24 protein-coding genes are annotated in these 20,913 nt (G+C 68.1%); 16 read left to right on the top strand and 8 right to left on the bottom strand.

Features of this window, described 5'->3' with window-relative positions; translation table 11 throughout:
- Positions 1 to 196: 196 nt before the first annotated feature.
- Positions 197 to 430 carry a hypothetical protein gene (locus ABD093_RS18975; protein WP_114359129.1) on the top strand — a complete coding sequence of 78 codons (234 nt, stop codon included), beginning with the start codon at positions 197 to 199 and terminating at the stop codon, positions 428 to 430.
- Between the two features lie 161 nt (positions 431 to 591).
- Positions 592 to 1,368: a glycosyltransferase 87 family protein gene (locus ABD093_RS18970; RefSeq protein ID WP_343926511.1), complete on the top strand. Its 777-nt coding sequence runs from the start codon at positions 592 to 594 to the stop codon at positions 1,366 to 1,368.
- Positions 1,369 to 1,452: 84 nt separating this feature from the next.
- Here ABD093_RS18970 and ABD093_RS18965 read toward each other — a convergent pair whose 3' ends face one another.
- Both ABD093_RS18965 and ABD093_RS18960 read right to left on the bottom strand, forming a co-directional pair.
- Complete coding sequence (locus ABD093_RS18965; RefSeq protein ID WP_343926509.1) at positions 1,453 to 1,926, bottom strand: hypothetical protein; 474 nt, start codon at positions 1,924 to 1,926, stop codon at positions 1,453 to 1,455.
- Between the two features lie 725 nt (positions 1,927 to 2,651).
- Positions 2,652 to 3,221 (bottom strand): transglutaminase-like domain-containing protein, encoded by a 570-nt coding sequence (locus ABD093_RS18960; RefSeq protein ID WP_181869284.1) that lies wholly within the window; start codon positions 3,219 to 3,221, stop codon positions 2,652 to 2,654.
- A gap of 316 nt (positions 3,222 to 3,537) precedes the next feature.
- On the opposite strand from ABD093_RS18960, the gene ABD093_RS18955 reads away from it, so the two are divergent.
- Positions 3,538 to 4,077: a phosphotransferase-like protein gene (locus tag ABD093_RS18955; protein WP_343926507.1), complete on the top strand. Its 540-nt coding sequence runs from the start codon at positions 3,538 to 3,540 to the stop codon at positions 4,075 to 4,077.
- Positions 4,078 to 4,344: 267 nt separating this feature from the next.
- Here ABD093_RS18955 and ABD093_RS18950 read toward each other — a convergent pair whose 3' ends face one another.
- Positions 4,345 to 4,773, bottom strand: a complete 429-nt coding sequence (locus tag ABD093_RS18950) for a GNAT family N-acetyltransferase (RefSeq protein ID WP_343926505.1) — start codon at positions 4,771 to 4,773, stop codon at positions 4,345 to 4,347.
- Positions 4,774 to 5,025: 252 nt separating this feature from the next.
- On the bottom strand, positions 5,026 to 5,904 hold the full coding sequence (locus ABD093_RS18945) for an MBL fold metallo-hydrolase (RefSeq protein ID WP_343926503.1): 879 nt from the start codon (positions 5,902 to 5,904) through the stop codon (positions 5,026 to 5,028).
- Between the two features lie 187 nt (positions 5,905 to 6,091).
- Here ABD093_RS18945 and ABD093_RS18940 point away from each other — a divergent pair, with 187 nt between their 5' ends.
- Positions 6,092 to 6,886: a class I SAM-dependent methyltransferase gene (locus ABD093_RS18940; protein ID WP_343926501.1), complete on the top strand. Its 795-nt coding sequence runs from the start codon at positions 6,092 to 6,094 to the stop codon at positions 6,884 to 6,886.
- On the opposite strand, the gene ABD093_RS18935 is transcribed toward ABD093_RS18940, so the two are convergent.
- Positions 6,883 to 7,422: an MOSC domain-containing protein gene (locus tag ABD093_RS18935; RefSeq protein ID WP_343926499.1), complete on the bottom strand. Its 540-nt coding sequence runs from the start codon at positions 7,420 to 7,422 to the stop codon at positions 6,883 to 6,885. The genes ABD093_RS18940 and ABD093_RS18935 overlap by 4 nt on opposite strands.
- 349 nt (positions 7,423 to 7,771) lie before the next feature.
- Here ABD093_RS18935 and ABD093_RS18930 point away from each other — a divergent pair, with 349 nt between their 5' ends.
- From ABD093_RS18930 to ABD093_RS18915, 4 genes are all read left to right on the top strand, one after another.
- Complete coding sequence (locus tag ABD093_RS18930) at positions 7,772 to 8,365, top strand: DUF402 domain-containing protein (protein ID WP_343926497.1); 594 nt, start codon at positions 7,772 to 7,774, stop codon at positions 8,363 to 8,365.
- Between the two features lie 89 nt (positions 8,366 to 8,454).
- Positions 8,455 to 9,732 (top strand): MFS transporter, encoded by a 1,278-nt coding sequence (locus ABD093_RS18925; RefSeq protein ID WP_343926495.1) that lies wholly within the window; start codon positions 8,455 to 8,457, stop codon positions 9,730 to 9,732.
- A complete protein-coding gene (locus tag ABD093_RS18920; RefSeq protein WP_343926493.1) occupies positions 9,722 to 10,123 on the top strand; it encodes an MmcQ/YjbR family DNA-binding protein in 402 nt (133 codons plus the stop codon). Before ABD093_RS18925 ends, ABD093_RS18920 begins: the two co-directional genes overlap by 11 nt.
- A gap of 9 nt (positions 10,124 to 10,132) precedes the next feature.
- On the top strand, positions 10,133 to 11,116 hold the full coding sequence (locus ABD093_RS18915; protein ID WP_343926492.1) for an endonuclease/exonuclease/phosphatase family protein: 984 nt from the start codon (positions 10,133 to 10,135) through the stop codon (positions 11,114 to 11,116).
- Positions 11,117 to 11,134: 18 nt separating this feature from the next.
- On the opposite strand, the gene ABD093_RS18910 is transcribed toward ABD093_RS18915, so the two are convergent.
- Both ABD093_RS18910 and ABD093_RS18905 read right to left on the bottom strand, forming a co-directional pair.
- The gene (locus tag ABD093_RS18910) at positions 11,135 to 12,001 is read right to left on the bottom strand and encodes a helix-turn-helix transcriptional regulator (RefSeq protein ID WP_343926490.1); all 867 of its coding nucleotides are present in this window, start codon (positions 11,999 to 12,001) and stop codon (positions 11,135 to 11,137) included.
- A 181-nt stretch (positions 12,002 to 12,182) separates the two neighbouring features.
- Positions 12,183 to 12,860 carry a DNA alkylation repair protein gene (locus ABD093_RS18905; protein WP_343926488.1) on the bottom strand — a complete coding sequence of 226 codons (678 nt, stop codon included), beginning with the start codon at positions 12,858 to 12,860 and terminating at the stop codon, positions 12,183 to 12,185.
- 103 nt (positions 12,861 to 12,963) lie between these two features.
- Here ABD093_RS18905 and ABD093_RS18900 point away from each other — a divergent pair, with 103 nt between their 5' ends.
- The 8 genes from ABD093_RS18900 (at position 12,964) to ABD093_RS18865 (ending at position 20,288) form a co-directional block, all read left to right on the top strand.
- Positions 12,964 to 13,311 (top strand): HIT domain-containing protein, encoded by a 348-nt coding sequence (locus ABD093_RS18900; protein WP_343926486.1) that lies wholly within the window; start codon positions 12,964 to 12,966, stop codon positions 13,309 to 13,311.
- A gap of 109 nt (positions 13,312 to 13,420) precedes the next feature.
- Positions 13,421 to 13,987, top strand: coding sequence for a TetR/AcrR family transcriptional regulator (locus tag ABD093_RS18895; protein WP_343926484.1), 567 nt, complete (start codon positions 13,421 to 13,423; stop codon positions 13,985 to 13,987).
- Positions 13,984 to 14,712 carry an ABC transporter ATP-binding protein gene (locus tag ABD093_RS18890; protein ID WP_343926482.1) on the top strand — a complete coding sequence of 243 codons (729 nt, stop codon included), beginning with the start codon at positions 13,984 to 13,986 and terminating at the stop codon, positions 14,710 to 14,712. The genes ABD093_RS18895 and ABD093_RS18890 overlap by 4 nt, the downstream gene beginning before the upstream one ends.
- Positions 14,709 to 15,473, top strand: a complete 765-nt coding sequence (locus ABD093_RS18885; RefSeq protein ID WP_343926480.1) for an ABC transporter permease — start codon at positions 14,709 to 14,711, stop codon at positions 15,471 to 15,473. The genes ABD093_RS18890 and ABD093_RS18885 overlap by 4 nt, the downstream gene beginning before the upstream one ends.
- Positions 15,474 to 15,623: 150 nt before the next feature.
- Entirely contained in the window at positions 15,624 to 16,877 is a 1,254-nt protein-coding gene (locus ABD093_RS18880) for a glycosyltransferase (RefSeq protein ID WP_343926478.1), read from the top strand.
- 72 nt (positions 16,878 to 16,949) lie between these two features.
- On the top strand, positions 16,950 to 17,678 hold the full coding sequence (locus ABD093_RS18875; protein ID WP_343926476.1) for a TetR/AcrR family transcriptional regulator: 729 nt from the start codon (positions 16,950 to 16,952) through the stop codon (positions 17,676 to 17,678).
- Between the two features lie 7 nt (positions 17,679 to 17,685).
- Positions 17,686 to 18,642: an ABC transporter ATP-binding protein gene (locus ABD093_RS18870; protein WP_343926474.1), complete on the top strand. Its 957-nt coding sequence runs from the start codon at positions 17,686 to 17,688 to the stop codon at positions 18,640 to 18,642.
- The gene (locus tag ABD093_RS18865; RefSeq protein WP_343926472.1) at positions 18,639 to 20,288 is read left to right on the top strand and encodes an ABC transporter permease; all 1,650 of its coding nucleotides are present in this window, start codon (positions 18,639 to 18,641) and stop codon (positions 20,286 to 20,288) included. Before ABD093_RS18870 ends, ABD093_RS18865 begins: the two co-directional genes overlap by 4 nt.
- A 30-nt stretch (positions 20,289 to 20,318) precedes the next feature.
- On the opposite strand, the gene ABD093_RS18860 is transcribed toward ABD093_RS18865, so the two are convergent.
- On the bottom strand, positions 20,319 to 20,813 hold the full coding sequence (locus ABD093_RS18860) for a hypothetical protein (RefSeq protein ID WP_343926470.1): 495 nt from the start codon (positions 20,811 to 20,813) through the stop codon (positions 20,319 to 20,321).
- Positions 20,814 to 20,913: the final 100 nt, after the last annotated feature.

Raw genomic sequence — 20,913 nt, 5'->3', positions numbered from 1 at the left:
TCTGAGGCAACCGCGCGGGTGTTTCGGAAAGAAGAAGTAATTGGTTCATGAGCACTCCAGCAACTTCAAAGAGCTCCTCTAGCGTGAAGGCTATAATGCCGGCTGGCAACCATGGGGGCGAATCGACGTCGCGGAGGCCCCGCAACGCGGGCGAGGGCTGACAGAAGCGGTTAGCACTACCGAGGACAATCTGCAGATGGCGAGCGCCCTGCTGCTGTGGCGCAGGGCGCTGGCGCGGCATCACCCGGGCAGGCTCTTCACGGCCATGACAGTGGCACTCGGCGCCAACCGTCTCGCGGAGGTCTCCTCTCTGCGGGCCGGGATTGAGGCGTATAACCCGGTCGGCTCCGACACGACGCGCTCCCGACCGCTGACAGTGCTGGCAGGCGATGTGGATGCAGCGAAGGGGCCGATCGGTGCGGCCCGTTAAGCTGCGCGGACGACGGTTTTGTGCCTGGCTGGGAAGCGTGCGACGAGAGCGGCCCATCGACCGTCGATCTGGATGCGACGCTGGTGACCGCGATCTGTAGGAAGCACGAGCAGATGAAGAGCCTGCTGTTGCTCCGGTAGCTGAGCCCCAATCCACAGGTCTTGACAATTCCTCCCCCACACGGCCTGCGCCAACCAGCCGCCCTTCACGCGGTTGATCAATGTCCCCGGTCAGTACAGCTAGGGGTGTCGATTGCGATCAAGCTGGCAGCTGGCATCGTCGTCCCCGGGCTCCTGCTGCTACGCAGGTGGAAGACGGCAGTTGCCGCCGTCTGCTCCTTCCTTCTGAGCATCGTCATCGGGTTCGCCGTCATACCCAAGAACGCGGCAACGTTCTGGTTCGAGACCTTCCCGCGAATGTCCGGCGGCGCACCGCGCTCCGAGATCTTCAGCCAGAACCTCAGCGGCGCTCTGCCGCGGTTCGGCTTCGGCCAGGGCATCGATCTCGCCGTGATCCTCTGCTGGTGCTGCCTGCTGGTTCTGACTGTCCTCGGAGTCGTCATCGCTGCACGGCAGCGTGATCTGCTCAAGGTCACATTCGTGCTGGGCGTCGCCGGTCTGCTCGGCCAGCCGGTGACATGGACCCACCACTGGGTCTGGCTGGGCCCGGCCGCGATCGTGTTCGCCATCTCGATCGCTCGGGCACGCTTGAAATGGCCGTGGATTCTCTCGCTGGCCCTAGTCCTGGCCACTGTGCTGTTCCCCGTCGGCTACGCCATGCCAGGAAACAGCCTGACTGGGATGGGTCTGCCGGTGTGGCAGGCGCTCGTCGCCTCGAGCTATGTACTCACTGGGTTCGCCTTGCTGGTGCTCATTCCGCTCAGCCCGATCCGACCAGCCCACGATGTAATGGCGCCGCAGGAGGAGGCCCGAGCGTGACGACGGACACACCTCAGAGCACCTGGAGGGGCTGCCGCAGCGATAAATGCCGTTGATCTGACCTTTGGCTTTCAGGTGTCGTCGCTATGAGCGGGCAGCCGCGCGAATCTGCTCGGCTACCTGAACGGGATCCGATCCGCTGACATCGAGGACGCGCCCACCCTGCCGCGGCGGCCAGAAGTGTTGCTCAGCCGCGGTCGCGGCGACCGCCTTGGCGGTCTCTCTCGACGCGCCGAGCAGGTCATCGCCGGCTTGGACCGAACCACCTCCGCGGGTGCGAGCGAGAGCCTGGGCGAATATCTGTTCAGGCGCGACGTCGAGCCGGACGAGCAAGACGCGGCCCTTGGGGAAGACGCTGCGGACCTCGTCGGGTGGCGACTCGAGCGGTGCGACCACGATGCACTCCGCGGCACCGGCGGCGGCGAACTCGCGGATCAGGATTGCGACCAGATGGAGCGCGAGCTGTGCAGAGCTCGACTCGCCCTTGAGGTTCTGGAGGAAGCCCACCTGCGCGGCGTCGACGAAGCCGGTACGCCGCTCTCTGCCCCAGGCGTCCATCGCGAGGCTCCACCCTGCGCTCGAGACTCCCGCACATCGCGGTCCGGTCACCCACACGACCGAGGGCTCTGCACGGTCGCCGGGCGACCGAGAGGCGTCGACCGGAACGTGCGCGCCACGGTGCTCGAGGGGCTCCACAGCAGAATGGGACCATGCAGCTTGCACTGCCTCCACGCTGTAGGCAAGGGTCAACGTACCGATCGGCACACGTTTCCATGACATGTGTGCGCGATCGGATTCGGCAGCACCGATCTGGACAGTGTCCACCAGCTGATCTTCGCTCCACCCGCGCGGGGCCAGACGATCGCGGATCACCTCGGCCGGAGCATCGAGCCAGAGGGAGGTCGTCGGACCACCTGCGGTCGATGGCGGAGGATCCTCCGGGCTCCGGGCACGCCACTCCGGAGACCACCAGCCGCAGGACCCCGTGGTCGCGGAGCGCGGACGAGATCGCATCCAAGGCCCGCTCCTTGAGCCGCCAGCGCTCCGGGTCTCCCTTGGGAGCGGGATAGCACATACCGAGCTGGTCGATGTCGAGATAGGCCGTCGGGCTGCCGTCGTCGCCCGCCTGCTGCGCGATGACCCAGCCGATGGTGGATTTGCCGACTCCAGGAGGGCCGGCCAGTCGGAGGATTTCCATGCTGAGAGAGTAGGTCCTTGCTGAAGAGGCCACCATTGCTTTCTCCGGTACGGTCCAGAGCCTCGTCCGTCTTGACGTGCGTCAGTCAGCGTCCAGCAGGCATCGTCCCCTCGGACGTTGCCTGCGACCGAGGCCGTTCGAACAGCTGATTCAGATCATGCTGATACCGCGCGATCAGCTCCGGATCTGCCGTTTCGACCTGCTGACCGATTCGCTCCAGCGCCTCATCCAGCTCTCGTGAGAGTCCGCCGCGCCCGTGCGGAAAGACGGAGCCGACGGCCTGGTAGGCGGGCACAGTTGCCGACGCTCCGTCCCAGTGGCCCACTGCGAGGCCGAGTTCCGCGAGTGCCGGGTCGTGGGTCGCGTCGACCAGGATCCACTTGCCGCTGAGAAGCACCTGGACGGCCGTGTGGACATCGGAATCGAATGGCACATCATGCTGCACGTCCACCAGGACGGGCAGTTTGTACTCCCAGGAAATCAGCCGGCACTCAACGCCGACACCGCTCAGTTCCTCAGCGAGCAGGTCCGCCTTGGCAACGCAGTTCCCCCTCCCCTGGTCACGCAAGCTGGCTGCGTCGTGCGCGGCGGCCGTGTCGTACGGCAAGTTGCGCACGCTCTCGTAGATCTCGACAAGCTGAGCTTCATTGGTCACCCGGCCATCTTGCCGCGCTTTCCCTGGAGACGAGGACAACGACTCGCTCACCTCGTCACCTCTGAGGAATCGGACAACTCGATGAGAATCTGGGCCCGGGCCTTACTGGTGGCGCTGCAGGTCACGGCGTCTCACCGTGGACAGATCGCGCAAGAACCTACAACATGATGTATGTTCCGGACACGTCGGCCGGTACCGAGGTTCTCGACCATCGCGTGTCAAATGTCCGGCGCATCTGTCCGACGGGCACAGCGCCGGAGACGGCGCCTTCCTCCACGACGCGCCCGCTCGCAGAGGTCCGGATAGGCTCCCAGCCATGACGAGTCGCGAGTTCGGGATCTTCCTCAACGGCTCGTACGGAGTGGGCAAGTCCTCGACGCTCGACCACCTCGCTGACCTCTTCGCCGAGGCCGAGCTCCCGTTCAGCCTCTTCGATGTGGACTGGTTCCACCGCTCATGGCCTCCGGCTCCCACGGACCCCCAGAACGTACTGACCGAGGCCGACAACATTCGTGCGGTGTGGAGGAACTACCGCCGGACCGGACCGCGGACACCGATCGTCGCAGGAGTGATCACCCGGGCCGAGGACCTGGAGCGCTACGAACAGTGCTTTGAGATTCCCCTTCGGGTCGTGCATCTCACCGCGTCGTTGGAGGTGGCAGAACATCGGCTGCGTGGTCGGTACACCCCGAGCCAGCACCGTGCCTTGACCTGGCACCTCGGCGACCACGAGCGACTGGCGCGAGAACTCCATCGGCTCCCGTCATACGACCTCGTCGTCGACACCGACCACAGCACGTCGGCAGAGGTCGCCGCGCTCGTCTTCGATGAGTTCGCGCCGCAGCTTCATGGCTGAGCCACAGCCCAGCAGCCTTGCCTGCAGCTTCGTGCCAACAATCGCGCCAACGAGGCTGTCTCGACGGCGCTCCTGAGAATCGTGACCTCTTCGCGAGAACCTGTGCGGTTTGCCCGCGTGCCGCACCACAGGTCACAAGGCCGCGTCCTCGTCCGGGACGATCATAGGGCCACCGCGCTATACCACTATGCGGGACTCAACTGCACGAGGTGCCGCCCGGTACCGCACGCCATCAAGGACCACTCTTCGTAGTCCCGCTACCCACCGTCAAGGCCGAACGAAGACTCCCATGCGTCCGGCCGGGCGGAATCCGTTCTTCTCGTAGAAGGCCGCTGCGTCGCTGTCACGCGCCGTCAAGAGGTACCAGTTCAGGGCCTGGTCGAGACGGTCGGCAAGAGCCTCCAGGAGCTCGGTGCCATACCCCTGCCGTTGCACGCTCGTGCGAACGCACAGCTCCTGAAGGAGGAAGTGGTCGTCGGCGCCTGAGCGTTCCAGATGACCGAGAGCGAATCCGAGCACGTCACCGTCCGGACTCGACGTGCACACGCCGAAGGACCGTGGCGTGGCAAAGGCGTCCTCGAGTCGCTGTGCGGCGTCGCGAACTGTCCACGACTCGTTCCACGGCGGCGCATTGAAAGTGTCGGCGTAGAGGGACGCACATGAGTCGAGCGACCCTCTCGTGAGCGCGGTGATCATGCACCGACGATGCCACATCGCCCAGTCAGGAGAAGTGCGCGCGCCGGGGGTGGACGTGTGGAGAGCTACCCCTACGACCTGAGCCACCGGACCAGACCAAGAAGATGTCGTCGTCGTTCCTGTACAACGGCACCCGTCGGCTGTACGAAAGGCTCGGCTTTCGCTACGACCGACCCAAGGGACTGAAGAACTGCGTCATGATGACGTCGGTCGAGCCTGCCTGATACTGGCTGCTCCCTGCCGTAGCCGCTGTCAGCCGGATCTCCCCGCAGGCCCGGTGAGGTCGTCGTGGTCCCCGCTCGTCCACGCAGCGTGCCGGGCGGCGGAGTCCAGCACCGCCTCCCGTGCTCCGGAGAGGATCGAACCGGCGAAGTTGCCGTACAGACGATCGAAGGCGAAACGTGCGGCACCGCCTGCGACCCGCAGGGCCACCGGGCCGGACAGCGGGATGCGGTTCGGGTAGGAGTACATGAAGGTGGTGGTGCGTCCGTCGGGATTCGGGGCGATGGTGTCGCCCGACAGCAGGACGCCCCGGCCGTCGTCTCCCTCCCAGTGGATGACGGCGCTGCCGGGGAAGTGCCCTCCGAGCTGGGCGGCGACGACGCCGGGGAGAACCTCCTCCTCACCGTCCCAGAGTCGGAGGTTCCCCGGGGCGCGTCCGAGCCAGCCGGCGTCGGCTCGAGCGATCCAGACCTCTGCGCCGTCGAGAGCCGCGGACCATGCTGACTGCAGGGCGAACATATGCGGATGGCTCGGGATGATCGCGCGCATCGGTCCGAGCGTCGCGACCTGGGCGACAGCGTCGGCGGTGATCGCGGCCGGCACATCGACCATCATGTTGCCGGCGTCCGTGACCAGCACCTTCGCCTCCTGACCGATGCCCACCCCGCCGTCGACGCGAAGGGCGAAGAGACGCTCCTCGAGCTCGACGACCTCGATGCCGGCGGACTCGACGGTCGGTGCGTGCCAGCGCTGCACGCCGTCGGGCGGAAGATACTGCCGCTCGTCGGCGCACACGGGGCAGATCGCCGGCACCGATGCCGCGTCGTACTCGACGCCGCAGGTGGCGCACTGGGCGATGCCCTGGAGCAGCTCTGCGAAGGGTTCGTTCAGGAGCAGTGGATCAGCCATGGTCATCTCCTCGGATGGATGCACCGATCATTCGACCTCAAGCTCTCTTGAGGTCAACCCTCTGGGAGCACGAGCCTCTACCCTGGCGAAGACTCCCTCGGCGGGACGACGCATGGGCGCCCGGACGCGATGCCGCACCGGAGCGTCTGCGCACCGTCGTGGGCGAAGACTCCCGAAGGAGATCGAGATGAGTGGACAGGCAGCCGAGGATCGCTCCATGACGAAAGCGGAGATCGCGGCGCACGATGACCAGCGCGACATCGGGGAGGCCGGATGGTCATCCCTCCGGGCGCTGTATGCCGAGGAGTTCGACGGAACCGTGCTGGATGCCGGCGGCGGGACGGGGATCTACGCCTCTGCCCTCGACGCTGCGGGGCTGGACGTCGTACTGGCGGATGTCGACGAATGCATGCTGGCTGTAGCTCGCAGCCGGGGCCTGCCAGCACATCGGGTCCTGCAGGCCGACGTGACGGCATTGCCCTTCGCCGATGCCTCGTTCGACGGAGCTCATGTTGCCCACGTGCTGCATGTCGTGGACGAGTGGCGCCGAGCGATCGGTGAGGTCGCCCGAGTGGTCCGCCCCGGAGGCACCGTGCTGCTGGCTCTGGGCGGCGCCCATCAGTCGGATCCCGAGCTCGGGGAGATCTCGGCCCGAATCGACGAGGAGATCGGCGGCATGGAGACGGTCACTCTTGGGCAGGCCAGAGGATTGAACAGTCCCGAGGATGCAGATCACGCATTCGCGCTGGCCGGCATAAATCGCGCGGCGGTTCGCCGGATCGACGGTGCCCACCGGCGTACTCTCGGGCAGGTCATCGATCGAATGCTGCTGAATCCCTACCGATCCACGGCCAGCCGGGAAGTACGTGCCCGGGCTGCCGAGCGCATCACGGCATGGGCACAGGACCGTTTCGGCTCGCTGGAACGAGAACTCGACGTTCCCGTCGGCATCGAGTACCGGATCTATCGCCGCAGGAGCTAGACCTTGGCGAGCGGATGATGGGGCTCCGGCGGCAGCTCGACCGTGATCGGATCCGACGGGCGCACCGTGCCGCTGCGGGCCACGATGCCCATGACGCCGGTGAGCCGCTGGACCTCACCGGCGTCGTCCTTGCGGAGCACCCTCTTCAGCAGCCCCGGTTGGAAGTCGTTGATCTGCTGGCACGGGTTCCGCAGCCCGGTGACCACGATGACCGCGTCGCCGATGTGCAGGCGAGCCCCCACCGGGAGGCTGAGGAGGTCGATGCCTGCGGTCGTGATGTTCTCCCCCAGCTGGCCGGGCTCGACGGCGTGCCCGTCGGCCGCAAGCTCCTCGAACAGCTCCCGGTGGATCAGATGGACCTGTCGCAGATTGGGCTGATCCGGGTCACGGGCGACTCTGCTGCGATGCTTCACCGTGGTGCCGGCATGCGCATCTCCGCGCACCCCGATCCCCTCGTCGAGCTCGATCGCGCGAGCCGGATCCTTGCTGAAGGTGTGATCGGCACTGACGTGGACGGAGACCACTGTGGAAGCCATGGAGCGATCATTCCAGGAAAGGCTCTGATCGAGAAGACGTTTCCAGCTGGTGGCCTGCCATCGTGGACTCTCACCGATCACTTCTCGACGTCGGAGCGAGAAGCAGCGCAATGGATCTTCGAGTGCACATGGAGGGGACAGCGTGGCACCTTCGAGGGCGCGACGATCTCACGCCACGAGGACGGGCTGATCAAGGAGCTGCGCGAGTACGAAACCAGCGCGCCCTTGTACGACTGGGACGGAACCTGGCACTGAGCAACCAGAGCTGCTCGCGCGGTGCTGTTCACTGACCCTCTCGAGGAATCCGTGAGCTGACGCTGGCTCGGCCCTATGCAGTAGCTTCACTACGGTGCGCGACTTCGACTATCACCCCGACGAACCCGACGTCCGCGTCTTCGGGGTGCCCGAGTCCGGTGTCCTGGTGCGTACCGACGAGATGTACCTGGGGCAGACGCGTGAGCCCGTCGTCGGCGAGCCGACAGCAGCTCATCTGGTTCTTCGCCACTACGCCTTCGCGGATGAGTGGTTCAAGCTCAACGCCACCTTCGACGTGGACGGCGACCTGATCGAGACAGGTGCGATCGGGGAGATGTTCGCGGTCAACTGCGACGTGTCGACGCCACTGACGTGGGTGGGGGCCGACGCCACCGCCGTCGACCTCTTCCTCGACGTCCTGGTCTCCGCCGATGGCAGCTATCGCGTGATCGATCGTCCCGAGTTCGAGGAAGCCTGCTCCCGAGAACTCATTTCCACGGCTGAAGCCGAGCACGCAGAAGCTGGGCTGACTCGTCTGCTCCACTGGGTCACCACCGGCAGGCTCCAGGATCTGTTGGCCGACGTCCCTGGACACGTGGCATCGCAGGCGCCCGCACCACTGCCGTTCTCCCGAGCACCCATGTCTGATGTCCCAGCGGTTGCGCCCTACGCCCGCTCGACCTGGTGACCTCTGTACCTGTTTCTCGCACGGCACCGCCCCGACGCCAGTAGTGTTGCGTGACCTGTTTCGAGACGAACAATGGCGCGAGGAGCTCGATGAGCAGACCGGCAGCATCCGACAGCGCCTTCAGCGATCCTGCATTCCGGTGGCTGTTCAGTGCATCGATCCTGGCCCAGACCGGTTCCGCTCTGGGGACGGTGGCGATCCCGCTGATCGCGATCAACGAGCTCGGGCTGAGTGCGGCGACGGTCGCCCTGCTGGCCACCACGAGCGCTGCCGTGCTGCTGGTCTCCGCCTTCCCGGCCGGCTACATCGCGGAGTTCCGCCGGAAGCGTCCGATGATGATCGGGGCGGATCTGGTGCGCTCGGCGATGTTCATGGTCGTCGGCGTCCTGCTCCTCACCGAATCGCTCCACGCGGTGTGGCTGTTCGTGGCCCTGGGTGTGAACTCCGCGATGCAGATTCTGTTCAGCAGCGCCAGCACTGCGCACATGAAGTCACTGCTGAGCCCTGCCCACCGGGCCGACGGACTGGGCAAGCTGCAGGCCGCCGCCTGGCTCTCGATCGTCCTGGGCCCGGTCGCGGCCGGCGTGATCGCCGGCGCCACCTCACCGGCGATCCTCGTGCTGGGCAACGCCGCGACATTCATCCTCAGCGCCGCCCTGGTGCGAGGCATCCCCCGCCCTGAAGGCCCCTCCCCGATTCCCGCGCAGGGCGCCCGGCGCATCCCGGAAGCTCTCGCCGGCGGCCGCTTCCTAGTGACCGACCCGCTGCTGCGCCGGCTGTTCCTGTCCTGGCTGATCTTCGCCGGCGCAGTCGCCGCGATGACCCCCATCTCTCAGATCTTCTATCTGGAGGAGCTCCGTTTCAGCGCGACGCAGTACGGCCTGCTGATGGGACTGCCCAGCCTCGGAGGACTGGCCGGGGCGTGGGTCACCGGGCGCGTGACCCGGCACTGGGACCTGGGCCGGGCGGTCTGGTGGGCCAGTGCGCTGCGCACACCCTGGTACCTGCTGATCCCGCTGGCCCCGCCCGGGAACGTCGGCCTGGTGATGCTCATCATCGCCCTCACCGGGCTGCTGTTCTTCGCATCCATCACGAACTCGGCCACGACGGCCTTGCGGATGGAGCTGACCCCGGACCACCTCATGTCCCGCAGCAGCTCCGCCTGGAGCATCGCCACCACGGGCGCCGGCCCTCTCCTGATCCCGGTGCTCGGCGCCCTCATGCACGCCACCGATGCCCGGACCGCCCTCTGGGGCGTCCTGGTGCTGGTGTCGATCTCCGTGCTCGTCCTGCCGGTGAGGCAGCTACACCATCACGCGGTGCCCACCGCCGAGACCACGAAGGAGCCGCAGCACCATGGACGGTGACGCCCTGCAGGAGATCGCCCGCCAGCGCGCCGAGGAGCTCCCGGCAGCGGAGGCGACCCGCCCCTTCGGTCCGGAGTACGACGTCTTCAAAGTGATCGGCACGATGTTCCTGCTGTTCACCGAGGTGCGCGGCGAGCAGATCGTGGTTCTGAAGGCTGACCCTCGGGATTCTGAGTCGCTGCGTCAGGCCCACCGGGACATCACGCCGGGCTATCACATGAACAAACGGCACTGGATCACGCTCGAGCCGGGCGGCGCGCTCGACGCCGGCCTGATCCGAGAGCTGGTGACCGAGTCGTATCTGCTCGTCGTCGAGGGGCTGCCGCGAGCGAAGCGTCCCGTGGATCCACGCACCTTCGGCGAGCATCCGGGCGGCCCGCCCGTCTCATAGACTCCCCGCATGATTCGTATGGGGGTATCGATCCTGGGGTGGGTTCTGCTGGTCACGGGAGTGCTCGCATCGGCGGTGCTCCTGGTGCTGCGCCAAGTCACCGAGCTGCACAGCTGGCATCACTTCGTGATCGCCGCGGCGACGTTCATCCCGCTGCTGTGGATCCCGGTGCTGGTCGGCTGCGTCGGCCTGATCCTCGTGCTGCGCGCATGGTGGCGACTGCTCGGGGCAGCCGTCCTGGTCGTCGCGATGACGGTCTTCGCCTGGCCGCTGCTCCCACCGGGCGAGAGGGAGCCCTACCCGATCGCGGTCGGCAGCACCCTCACGGTCCTCTCGCTGAACCTCCAGTACGGGAGCGCGGACCTCGACGAGGTCACGCAGCTGATCACCCCTGACGTCGATGTGCTCGCTCTGCAGGAGTACACACCGGGATTCGAGGAGCAGCTCGCGGGCGCGGGCATCCTGGACCAGTTCCCGCATCAGCTGGGCAGCGCCGACACCGATGCGAGCGGATCGATGCTCCTCTCCCGTACTCCGGTCGAGCTCGCGGCGCGCGCCGAGGGCACCCGGTTCGAGAACCTCATCGCGACCACCACGGTCGACGGCACCGACTGGCACCTCGGGGTGATCCACACCGTGCCACCGCAGATGGGGGCCGACGTCTGGACCGACGACGCCGCCGCCGTCGGCCGCCTCGCCGAACCCTTCCACGAGGAGAACCTGCTGCTGGTCGGGGACTTCAACGCGATCGACCAGCACCACACGATGCGAGAGCTGACTGCTGGCGGGGAGCTGCACGACCTCGAGGCGAGGCGAGAAGGCGATGGACTGGGATGGCATCCGACCTGGCCGGCGGGCGCACGGATTCCCGCGTTCGCACGCATCGATCACGCGCTGGCATCCGACGGAGTGATCGGCGGCGTGTCACGGTTCGAGACGGTCACCGGCAGCGACCACAAGGCCCTGCTCGTCGAGGTCGCCGCCCGCACCTGAGCAGCTGACTGCGACCTGCTACGAGGACGGAAGAACGGCCGGGCTGATCCAGCTGGCCAGAAGGGTCATCGCCTGGGCCGTCGGGGAGTTCTGCTCGTAGGTGTACGTCAGCAGGGCGAGGTCCTCGTCCTCGGAGAGGTCGAAGGACTCCCCGATGAACTCGACATCACCGACGACGGGGTGGTGGTAGTTCTTGGGCCCCTTCCGGTACTTCAGCACGTCGTGCGTGGCCCAGAGCTCGCGGAAGTGCGGGGACTGGGTGGACAGCTTCCCGACGAGGGCGAGCAGCTCCGGGTCGTCCGGCGTCCTGCCGGCGCGCGTGCGCAGCAGCGCGACCTGGTTGCGGGCCACCCGCGACCAGTCACCGTAGAAGTCCGGGCTGCGAGGATCCAGGAACACGAAGTGGGGCATGCTGAAGGGCAGCGTCAGCCGGTGATCGCCCTCCGCGTCGGCGTAGAGGGCCTCGCCGAGAGCGTTCGCCGCGACGATCTCCAGGCGGCTGTTCTGCACGAAGCCCGGCACGTCGAGTGCGTCGAGGACCTTCTGGACCGTGGGCCGGACCGCCTGCCGGGCCCGCGATCGCGGCGCCCGGAGCGGCGAGGGTCGGGCGGCGTGGAGCAGATTGCGCAGATGCTCGTGCTCGACGTCGTCGAGCTGGAGGGCACGCACCACAGCCTCGAGCACCTCCGGGGAGATCCCGGTGGCCCGGCCGCGCTCGAGGCGGTTGTAGTAGTCCACGCTGACCCCGGCGAGATGCGCGACCTCCTCCCGTCGCAGGCCGGGGACCCGGCGCACCCCGCCGTAGGTGGGCACGCCGGCCTGCTCGGGGGTCAGCCGGGCACGACGGCTGGTGAGGAAGTCGCGGATCTCCGCCCTGGTGTCCATGGGTCCACCGTAGGCCGCGCGGCCGAGTATCAGGGAGGGTCTGCCAGGGCACCGCTCCGGCGGCGGAGCGCTCGAGGCCCGTTTCCCTGGTCCGGGTCGCGCCCCTGGTCACATTGCGTGGTGGCGCGATCGAAAGCGGTGACTGGACGACGAGCTGACGAGCCGACGAGCTGACGAGTTCTCAGCCTCCGCTGTTCCGTCGGACCATCTCGTCGATCCAGATCGGCGCGAACGGTGAGGTGCAGTTCGGTGGCGTCGGGTAGTCCTTGAGCACCTCCAGACGCACCCCGATGTCCCGTGCTCGCTCGCGCAGCTCGGGGTTGGTGATGCCGATCTGGGCGAGGCAGGTGTTCATGGCCCACTGCAGACGCTCCGGAGCGTCCTGCATCTGCGCCTCGATGAGATCCAGCAGCGCGCTCTGGTCGATCCCCTCGGGATCCTTCACGACACGGTCGCTGGTCAGCGCCCAGCCGGCGCTCGCGACCACGGGATCAGCGTCGGCGAACCAGGCCTCGCGCAGGGCCTCGCGATGGGGGCCCTTCAGCACGAGGTAGTTCACGAGCCAATCGTGCACCTTGGGCGAGCCGGCCTCGCGGAGCATCGCGTCGAGCTCTTCCCGCTCGACTTCCTTCGGCCGCGAGAGCAGGATCGCGAGCAGCTTCGCGGCGCTGTCGCCGCTCCCCCACAGCTCGCGGGCCAGATCGGGCCGGGCTTTCAGTCGCTTGGCGATGCCGCGCAGCTTGGTGAGGTTCACGCCGTGATCGTCGCCGTGCCTCTCGTTGATGGCGCGGACCTTGGGGTCCTCGAGGGCGGCCAGCTCCGCGAGCACCTCGTCGCGCTCGGCCTGAAGATCCGTCATCGTCGCACCGTGCTGCATCATCGGGTCCCCTTCGCGGTCATCGTGACCTCAGAGTACTCACGGCCAGGCCGCGTACCGGTGCCCAGGCCGCGATACTGAGGGCATGGCTGATGCACTGACGTACACCGGGACGGACTTCTACTGCGACGTCGCGATCCCCGCCCCCGACGCCCTGGATGTGGTCCACGAGGACGACCTCGTGCTCGCCTTCCACCACACCCGTCCCTTCTGGGACGTGCACATCGTCGTGGTCCCCACGCGGCACATCGCCTCGCTGACCACGGTGGGCCCCGAGGACGAGGCGGACCTTCGCGCCCTGCTGAGCGCCGTCCAGCAGATCGCCCGGGACGTCGAACGAGAGCACGGCGCCGCGGCCGTGCTCACCAACCTGGGTGCCTACCAGGACTCCAAGCATCTCCATGTGCACGTGCACTCGGGTGGCCGACGCTGACGGCGTCGGAGACCGTCTTCGAGGTCGTCTCGACGGGGAGCCGAGAGCCCTTCGCTCCGCGACGCACAAAGGGTGTTATTCACTCACTGTGAGGGAGTAACATCACCGCATGACGACGTCGTCGGCCACCACCCGTGAACGACTCCAGCGGTGCGCCGTGACACTGTTCGAGGCGCACGGCTACGCCGAGACGTCCGTGGCCGCGATCGCCCATGAAGCCGGCGTCTCGCACATGACGTTCTTCCGGCACTTCCCGTCCAAGGGGGACGTGGTGGTGGGTGACCTGTTCGACCCGGTGATCGCCGCGGCGGTCGCGAGCCAGCCGACCCAGCTGCCTGCCCTCGAACGGGCAGTGCGAGGCCTGGTGTCGGCCATGCAGCACGAGGAGGCCGCGGCGGAGATGCGATCGGCGCAGTTTCGTCGGCGCCTCCGTCTGATCACCTCGACGCCCGATCTGCGCTCGGCGCTGTGGAGGTCCGGGCAGGCGAGCCAGGAGGCGATCTCCGAAGCTCTGACCACCCCCGGGACGTCCGCCGTGGCCGCGCGCACCGCGGCCGGAGCAGTGATGGGTGCGGCAACGGCCGTCCTGATCCATTGGGGCACCGAGCCCGACGGGACCTTCGCGGACCAGGCTTTGCGCGAAAGCCTACTCAGCCTGATCCAGGACGCAGGATGAAGCACGCGCTGGAGGTGATCGACGTCCGGCGCTCCCTGCGGGCACGTCCGGTGCTGGAGGGACTGGATCTGACTATGGACGTCGGCTCGTGCCGAGCCCTGGTCGGCCTCAACGGTGCGGGAAAGACCACTGCCCTGCGGGTGATGCTCGGCATGCTTCGCCCCGACAGCGGATCCGTCCGGATCCACGGCCAGGACATCGGGTCCGCCCGAGGCGACCTGTGGGCCCGCGTCGGCCACTTGGTCGAGATGCCGTTCTCCTATCCCGAGCTGACGGCCCGGGAGAACATCGCCGCAGCAGCGCGACTCCATGGCGCCTCCGGCCCCATGGTCCAGGAGTCGATCCGCGACCTCGGGGACATCCTGAGGATGACCCCTTGGCTCGACGTCCCGGCCGCGCGGCTCTCGCTGGGCACCAGGCAGAAGGTCGGCCTGGCGGCCGCCTTCGCCCACCGGCCGGAGCTGGTGGTCCTCGACGAGCCGACGAACGGTCTGGACCCGCTGGCAGTCGTGGGGCTGCGCGAGCTCATCACCTCATTCACCCGCGACGGGGGCGCAGCTCTCGTCACCAGTCACCACTTCGACGAAGTCGCTCGGATCGCCGACCAGGTCGACATCCTGCACCATGGACGAGTCCTCGACTCCCTCGCCCCGGACGGACCGGATCTCGAGCATCGCTTCTTCGAGGTCGTGCTGGCCGCCGACATCGCCGAGGGCCGACCATGACCTCGCCGAGGCGGGCAGCCTATGCGCTGGAAGCACGAAAGCTCTCCCGCGCCCCGGTCTCCCGCATCGCGACCGTCTCGACACTGGTCCTCGTTCTCGTCACGACGGCCGGAGGGTTCGCCGCGGCCCAGTATTCGACGGAGACCGACATGGGTCGCCAAGCGGCAACCCTGGTCACCGCCCCCGGATGGGCCGGCTACACCGCCCTGGCCACTACGAGCGTCGGCATCACCTCCTTCCTTGCGGTCGGCATCGTCATGGCCTGGAGCGTCGGACGGGAATTCACTGATGGCACCATCGTCGGCCTGTTCGCACTGCCTGCTTCGAGGTCCACCGTCGCCGACGCCAAGGTGTGCGCCGCCGTGCTCTGGGCACTCCTTCTGGCCGCCTCCGAGAGCATCCTGGTCACTGCCGCCGGGCTGGCACTCGGCCTGCACGGGGACGGGGCGGCACGCAGCGCGCTCGCCGTCTTCCTGGTCGCCGCACTCCTCGGGCTCAGCGCCCTGCCGGTCATGTGGATCGCCACGGTGGGTCATGGGTATCTCGCCGGCATCGCCGCGACCCTGGCGCTCGTCGTGGTCACCAACATCGCCGCCGGCTTCGGCCTGGGCCGGTTCATCCCCTGGGCGATCCCCGTGCTGTGGGCGGCCCCCGACAGCGCCGTCCACCCCGCTCTTCTGCTCGCACCCTTCACGGTCGCCGTCGTCGGGGCGCTCCTCACCCGTCACGCCTGGGCCCGGCTGGAGCTCGGGAACGACTGACGATCACGATAGCCTTGACTGACTGTTCAGTCAGTCCTACGCTGACCGTGTATTCAGCCGACGGGAACCGGAGTACTGACAGATCCACCGCACCCCGTCACCAGTCGACTCCTGCAGCGCGACCAGATGGACCAGAAGGAGATGTGCGTCGTGAGAGTTCTGATCCTGACGTTCGGCACCCGAGGCGATGTGGACCCCTATATCGCGCTGGCCGCGCGCTTGTGCCTCGAGGGGCACGAGGCCGTCGTCTGTGCGCCGGAGGAGTTCTGCCCCGATGTCGAGGCCTGCGGCGCGGGGTTCGAACCGATGGGCACCGAGATGCTCCGCCTCATGCGCGGCAGCATGGCCGAGATGGCCGGGCCCGCCGATTCCATCCGGCTCATCACCCGCATGACGACGGCCATGAGGGCATCGCTCATGGAGCAGTGGCGTGCCGCGCAGCGAGTCGAGCCGACCCTGATCGTCACCCACCCCAAGGCCCTCGGCGGCATCCACATCGCGCAGCGCCTGGGGATCCCCGTGGTGGCCTCGATCCCGCTGCCGTTCCTCACCCCCACGAGCGCCTTCCCCGTCCCGTTCATCAGCCGTTCGCTGACCGGTCCTGTCAATCGAGCCAGCTACCACCTCACCCGATTCAGCGCGATCGCCTACGGCGGCATGATCAATACCTTCCGCCGCCAAGAACTCGGCCTCGGGACGATGAGCCGGTTCTCCGACTACCTCCACACGGCCGACGGGTCGCGCGTGCCGGTGCTGTACGGCTTCAGCGAGCACGTCGTGCCGGTGCCTGCCGACTATCCCGGCACCGCGCACGTGACCGGCTACTGGCACCGCAGCGGCAGCGAGTGGACACCACCGGTCCACCTGGCGGAGTTTCTGGACTCCGACGATCCGACCATCTACATCGGGTTCGGGAGCATGGGGTTCGGCAAGCGCGCCGCCGAGCGTGGCCGGCTCATCGCCGAGGCGGTGGATCGGGCCGGGGTCAGAGCCGTCGTCGCCACCGGCTGGGGAGGAGTGGACCCGCAGGAGACATCCCCGCAGATCCTCACCCTCGACGAAGCCCCGCACGATCTCCTGTTCCCACGCGTCAGCGCCGTGGTGCACCACGGCGGAGCGGGGACCACCGCTGCCGGGCTGAGGGCGGGCAGGCCCACACTGGTTGCACCGGTGCTGGGTGACCAGGCCTTCTGGGGACAGCGGGTGGCAGCGTTGGGAGCCGGTCCGGAGCCCGTGGCCCTGCGGAAGCTGACCGTCCCGGTGCTCGCCGACCGCCTTCGACAGCTCGTCGTCGACCCTCAGTTCTCCCGACAGGCAGCCGCCGTCGCAGATCGGCTCCGGCAGGAGGACGGCACCGGCACCGCCGTCCGCGTCCTGGAGAACATCGCTGCGGGACACAGCTGAGTCGCCGCCCCATCCCCCACCCTCGGTCGGCACACGCCGATCGAGCCGTCACCACCACCGAGGAGCCGCCCCATGGAGACCACTGCGGAGAGCGCACCCACCGGCGCGGAGAGGATCCTGGAAGCAGCGATCGACCTGTTCGGAGAGCACGGGTTCCGGGCGACGCCCCTGAAGGCGATCGCCGCCCGGGCGGGCGTCTCGCAACCGCTGATCGTGCATCACTACCAGTCCAAGGAGGGACTGCGCGCCGCCTGCGACGAGCACGTGGCGCACATGGTCCGTGTGCGCAAGGAGGACACAGTCGACGAGGAGAGCCAGTTCGATCCGTTCCTCGCCCTGCGTCGGATGCAGGACGGGCGACCGCTGCTGCGCTACCTCACCCGCGCTCTGACCGAAGGCGGGACCCACACGTCGGCTCTGATCGACGACATGATCGACGATGCCGTGGCCTACCTCGCCCAGGGCGAGCGAGCCGGCCTGATCAAGCCCAGCGCCGTCCCGCGCGACCGCGCCGCTTTGCTGGTGATCTGGTCCCTCGGTGCCTTGACCCTGCACGAGCACGTGCATCGACTGCTCGGGGCCGACTTCCTCGCCGACAGCACCCCGCCGGAGAGCCTGCACCGGTACCTGCGCCCGGCGGTCGAGCTCTACACCCAAGGACTGGTGCAGCAGGGCAGCTTCGACCGCCTGTCCGCGGCCCTCGATGACCCTGCGGCAGCGGACGCCGAGGCAGGCGGCGACCGCGAGCCTCCCGACGTCCGCCCCGACGGCCCCGCACGAGACGACGAGAAGGAGCAGTGAGATCACCATGAACGACACCCCCGCGGTCTCTGCGCGAGGCCTGATCAAGACTTTCGGCAGCACCCGTGCACTGGACGGACTGGACCTCGAGGTCGCGCCGGGCGAGGTGCACGGCTTCCTGGGCCCGAACGGTGCCGGAAAGTCGACGACGATGCGCGTGCTGCTGGGACTGCTGCGCGCCGACGGCGGCACCGTCAGCCTGCTGGGCGGCGATCCCTGGCACGACGCCGTCGCGCTGCACCGGCGGCTCGCCTACGTGCCCGGTGACGTCGAGCTCTGGCCGAACCTCACCGGCGGCGAGGCGATCGACATCTTCGCCCGGCTGCGCGGCAGGTGGGACCGGGCGCACCGGGATGACCTGTGCGAACGCTTCGACCTGGACCCGACCAAGAAGGCCCGCACCTACTCCAAGGGCAATCGGCAGAAGGTGGCGCTGATCTCCGCGCTCGCCTCGGACGTGGACCTGCTGCTGCTCGACGAGCCCACTGCCGGCCTCGATCCGTTGATGGAGGCAGTCTTCCAGCAGGCCATCGGCGAGGTGAAGGCGGCGGGTCGCACGGTTCTGCTGTCCAGCCATATCCTCGCCCAGGTCGAGGCCCTGGCGGACCGGATCTCGATCGTGCGCCAAGGGCGCATCGTCGAGACCGGCAGCCTGTCGGAGCTTCGCCACATGACGCGCACCACGTTCGTCGCCGAGACCGACCGGGTCCCGGAGGGTCTGGACGGGATCGTCGGTGTCCATGACCTGAGCATCGAGGGGACGACCGTGTCCTTCCAGGTCGACGGGGACCGGGTCGACGGGGTGGTCCGCGCCCTGGCGCCGCTCGGCGTGCGCTCCCTGGTCGCACATCCCCCGACGCTGGAGCAGCTGCTGATGCGCCATTACGGCGACTCCTCTGACGATGCCACGGGGTCCACCGACGATGTCACGGGGTCGACCCTCGAGCAGGAGGCGGCCCGATGACCGCGCCGACGACGTCACGCACCCGGCGCGGACCCGACCCGGGCGGCTCCTCGACATTGGCGGGGACCGGCACGATGCTCCGGCTCATCCTGCGCCGGGATCGGATCCGCCTGCCGGTCTGGATCGGTGCCCACGGCCTGCTGGTGCTGTATATCGGAGCCGCACTCCCCCAGCTGGCGCCGAGCGAGGAGAACCTGGCCGAGATGACCGCGCTGCTGTCACAGCCGGTCGGCCGGATGTTCACCGGGCCGGCCTTCGGGATGGACGCCCCCACCTACGAGCGGTTCTTCGCGGCCGGCTACGTCCCCTACCTGTTCATCCTGGCGGCGCTGATGAGCATCTTCCTGGTCACCCGCCACACCCGCGGGGAGGAAGAGTCCGGGCGGGCGGAGCTGATCCGTGCCAATGTCACCGGGCGTCATACCGCCCTGACGGCCACTCTGCTCGTTGCCGGCCTTGCCAATGCGGCGACGACAGTGCTCGTCACCGCCGTCGCCCTCGCCATGGGGTATCCGGCCGCCGGCTCGGCCGTGGTCGGAGTGGCCACGGGCCTGACCGGACTGGCGTTCACCGGCATCACGACCATCACCGTCCAGCTCAGCCAGTTCTCCCGGCCAGCAGCCGGCATGGCAGGCGGCGTCCTCGGCGCCGCATTCCTCCTGCGCGCGCTGGGAGATATGGCCGCGGTCGGCGGCTCCGCCCTCTCATGGGCCTCGCCGCTCGGGTGGGCGGCACAGACTGCCCCCTACGTCCATGACCGATGGGCCCCGCTGCTGCTGCTGGTCGCTCTGGCGGCAGTCACCATCACCGCGGCCTTCGCTCTGCAGCGCCGGCGAGATTTCGGAGCGAGCCTCATGGCCACCCGCCCCGGCGCCGGCCGGGCACGCGCGTCGCTCGGCCACCCCGTGGGCCTCGCCGCTCGGCTGCAGCGCGGCGGTCTCCTCGGCTGGGGTTCCGGCATCCTGCTGCTCGGCGTCATCGACGGCGCGTTCACCCAGTCGATGATCGACGCGGGCGAGGGCATGCCGGAGGAGCTGCGGGCCGTGTTCGGGAGCGAGGGTCTGGTACAGGGCTACGTGGCGTTCCTCGGGTCCTTCGTGACCGTCTTCGCCGCCGCCTACGCCGTGTACGCGATGCAGACTCTGCGCACCGAGGAGGACAGCGGCCGCACCGACGCGGTGCTGGCGACCCCCGTCAGCCGCGTCGGATGGAGCGCCGCGCACGTGGTCACCATCGCCCTCGGGGTGCTGCTGATCAGCGTGATCACCGGATCGGGCACCGGGATCGCCGCCGCCGGCGTGACTGGGGACGGCGCCCTGGTGCGAGAGATCCTCACCGCTCACCTGGCTGTCGTGCCGGCCGCGCTGGGCGTGCTCGGTCTCTGCGTGGCCCTGTACGGCTGGATACCGAGAGCGATGCCGCTCCTGGGGTGGGCCAGTGTCGCGCTGATCGGCATCTTCGACCTCTTCGGTGCACTGCTCGACCTGCCCACGTGGCTCCTGGCTCTGTCCCCGATGCACCATCTGGCCGCCGTACCGATCGAAGAGTTCACCCTCGCACCGTTCCTGACCGTGACAGGCGCGGCGGTCCTGCTCACCGTGCTGGGACTGCTCGGGTTCCGCCGGCGGCAGGTGCGCGTCGTCTAGAGGGCCGCTGTGGGCGTTGGTGTGACGGGCTCAGAGATCCCGGCGCCGGAACGCGAACAGGGCGGCACCGACGAGAGCGACGCCGCCCGCTGAGAGGTAGACGACAGGGGCGACCGAGAACTCCTCGGCCGGCATCCGAGGAATGTGCTGGAAGATCGAGAGCTGCTGCACCGCATCCGGGAGCGACTGACCGAAGAATCGGATGATCACCCCGTACCCGAACATGACCCAGGCGAGCCCCTGCCACCTCGGCCCGATGCCGTACAGCAGCGCCGAGATGCCGATCAGAGCCAGCAGCTCCGGGAAGCGGCCGCCGATGCCGCCGACCGAGGCGCTCAGGAGAGCGGCATGTCCGGTGGCGCCGAACGCCGCGAGGCCGAGCCCCAGGCCCGAAACCAGCAGGACGAGTCCCGTGCCCAGGACGGTGACCAAGGTCCAGGATCCCAGCCACGAGAACCGGCCGGTCGCCGTGCCGAGCGCGCTGTCCAACCGGCCATCGACCTCCTCGGACCTCACCCGTGCCATCGAGGTCAGAGCGAAGACGGGGCCTACCCCCGGTTCGTGGACACGGGGGTGTTTACGCTGCGAGCGCTAGCTTAGCGGTGTAGGCGCGCTCGTAGGCGTT

This window comes from Brachybacterium tyrofermentans (genome assembly GCF_039526165.1).
Classification (GTDB): domain Bacteria; phylum Actinomycetota; class Actinomycetes; order Actinomycetales; family Dermabacteraceae; genus Brachybacterium; species Brachybacterium tyrofermentans.
The sequence above is the reverse complement of the archived record's forward strand: the minus strand, read 5'-3'. Positions and strand labels throughout refer to the sequence as shown.

Coding starts and splice junctions, on each gene's coding strand:
- ABD093_RS18910 (WP_343926490.1), bottom strand. CDS start 12,001: ATGGACACCAGGGCGGAGATCCGCGACTTCCTCACCAGCCGTCGTGCC.
- ABD093_RS18865 (WP_343926472.1), top strand. CDS start 18,639: ATGACCGCGCCGACGACGTCACGCACCCGGCGCGGACCCGACCCGGGC.
- ABD093_RS18885 (WP_343926480.1), top strand. CDS start 14,709: ATGACCTCGCCGAGGCGGGCAGCCTATGCGCTGGAAGCACGAAAGCTC.
- ABD093_RS18875 (WP_343926476.1), top strand. CDS start 16,950: ATGGAGACCACTGCGGAGAGCGCACCCACCGGCGCGGAGAGGATCCTG.
- ABD093_RS18860 (WP_343926470.1), bottom strand. CDS start 20,813: ATGGCACGGGTGAGGTCCGAGGAGGTCGATGGCCGGTTGGACAGCGCG.
- ABD093_RS18940 (WP_343926501.1), top strand. CDS start 6,092: ATGAGTGGACAGGCAGCCGAGGATCGCTCCATGACGAAAGCGGAGATC.
- ABD093_RS18935 (WP_343926499.1), bottom strand. CDS start 7,422: ATGGCTTCCACAGTGGTCTCCGTCCACGTCAGTGCCGATCACACCTTC.
- ABD093_RS18945 (WP_343926503.1), bottom strand. CDS start 5,904: ATGGCTGATCCACTGCTCCTGAACGAACCCTTCGCAGAGCTGCTCCAG.
- ABD093_RS18895 (WP_343926484.1), top strand. CDS start 13,421: ATGACGACGTCGTCGGCCACCACCCGTGAACGACTCCAGCGGTGCGCC.
- ABD093_RS18900 (WP_343926486.1), top strand. CDS start 12,964: ATGGCTGATGCACTGACGTACACCGGGACGGACTTCTACTGCGACGTC.
- ABD093_RS18950 (WP_343926505.1), bottom strand. CDS start 4,773: ATGATCACCGCGCTCACGAGAGGGTCGCTCGACTCATGTGCGTCCCTC.
- ABD093_RS18975 (WP_114359129.1), top strand. CDS start 197: ATGGCGAGCGCCCTGCTGCTGTGGCGCAGGGCGCTGGCGCGGCATCAC.
- ABD093_RS18955 (WP_343926507.1), top strand. CDS start 3,538: ATGACGAGTCGCGAGTTCGGGATCTTCCTCAACGGCTCGTACGGAGTG.
- ABD093_RS18925 (WP_343926495.1), top strand. CDS start 8,455: ATGAGCAGACCGGCAGCATCCGACAGCGCCTTCAGCGATCCTGCATTC.
- ABD093_RS18905 (WP_343926488.1), bottom strand. CDS start 12,860: ATGACGGATCTTCAGGCCGAGCGCGACGAGGTGCTCGCGGAGCTGGCC.
- ABD093_RS18920 (WP_343926493.1), top strand. CDS start 9,722: ATGGACGGTGACGCCCTGCAGGAGATCGCCCGCCAGCGCGCCGAGGAG.
- ABD093_RS18965 (WP_343926509.1), bottom strand. CDS start 1,926: ATGGACGCCTGGGGCAGAGAGCGGCGTACCGGCTTCGTCGACGCCGCG.
- ABD093_RS18890 (WP_343926482.1), top strand. CDS start 13,984: ATGAAGCACGCGCTGGAGGTGATCGACGTCCGGCGCTCCCTGCGGGCA.
- ABD093_RS18870 (WP_343926474.1), top strand. CDS start 17,686: ATGAACGACACCCCCGCGGTCTCTGCGCGAGGCCTGATCAAGACTTTC.
- ABD093_RS18915 (WP_343926492.1), top strand. CDS start 10,133: ATGATTCGTATGGGGGTATCGATCCTGGGGTGGGTTCTGCTGGTCACG.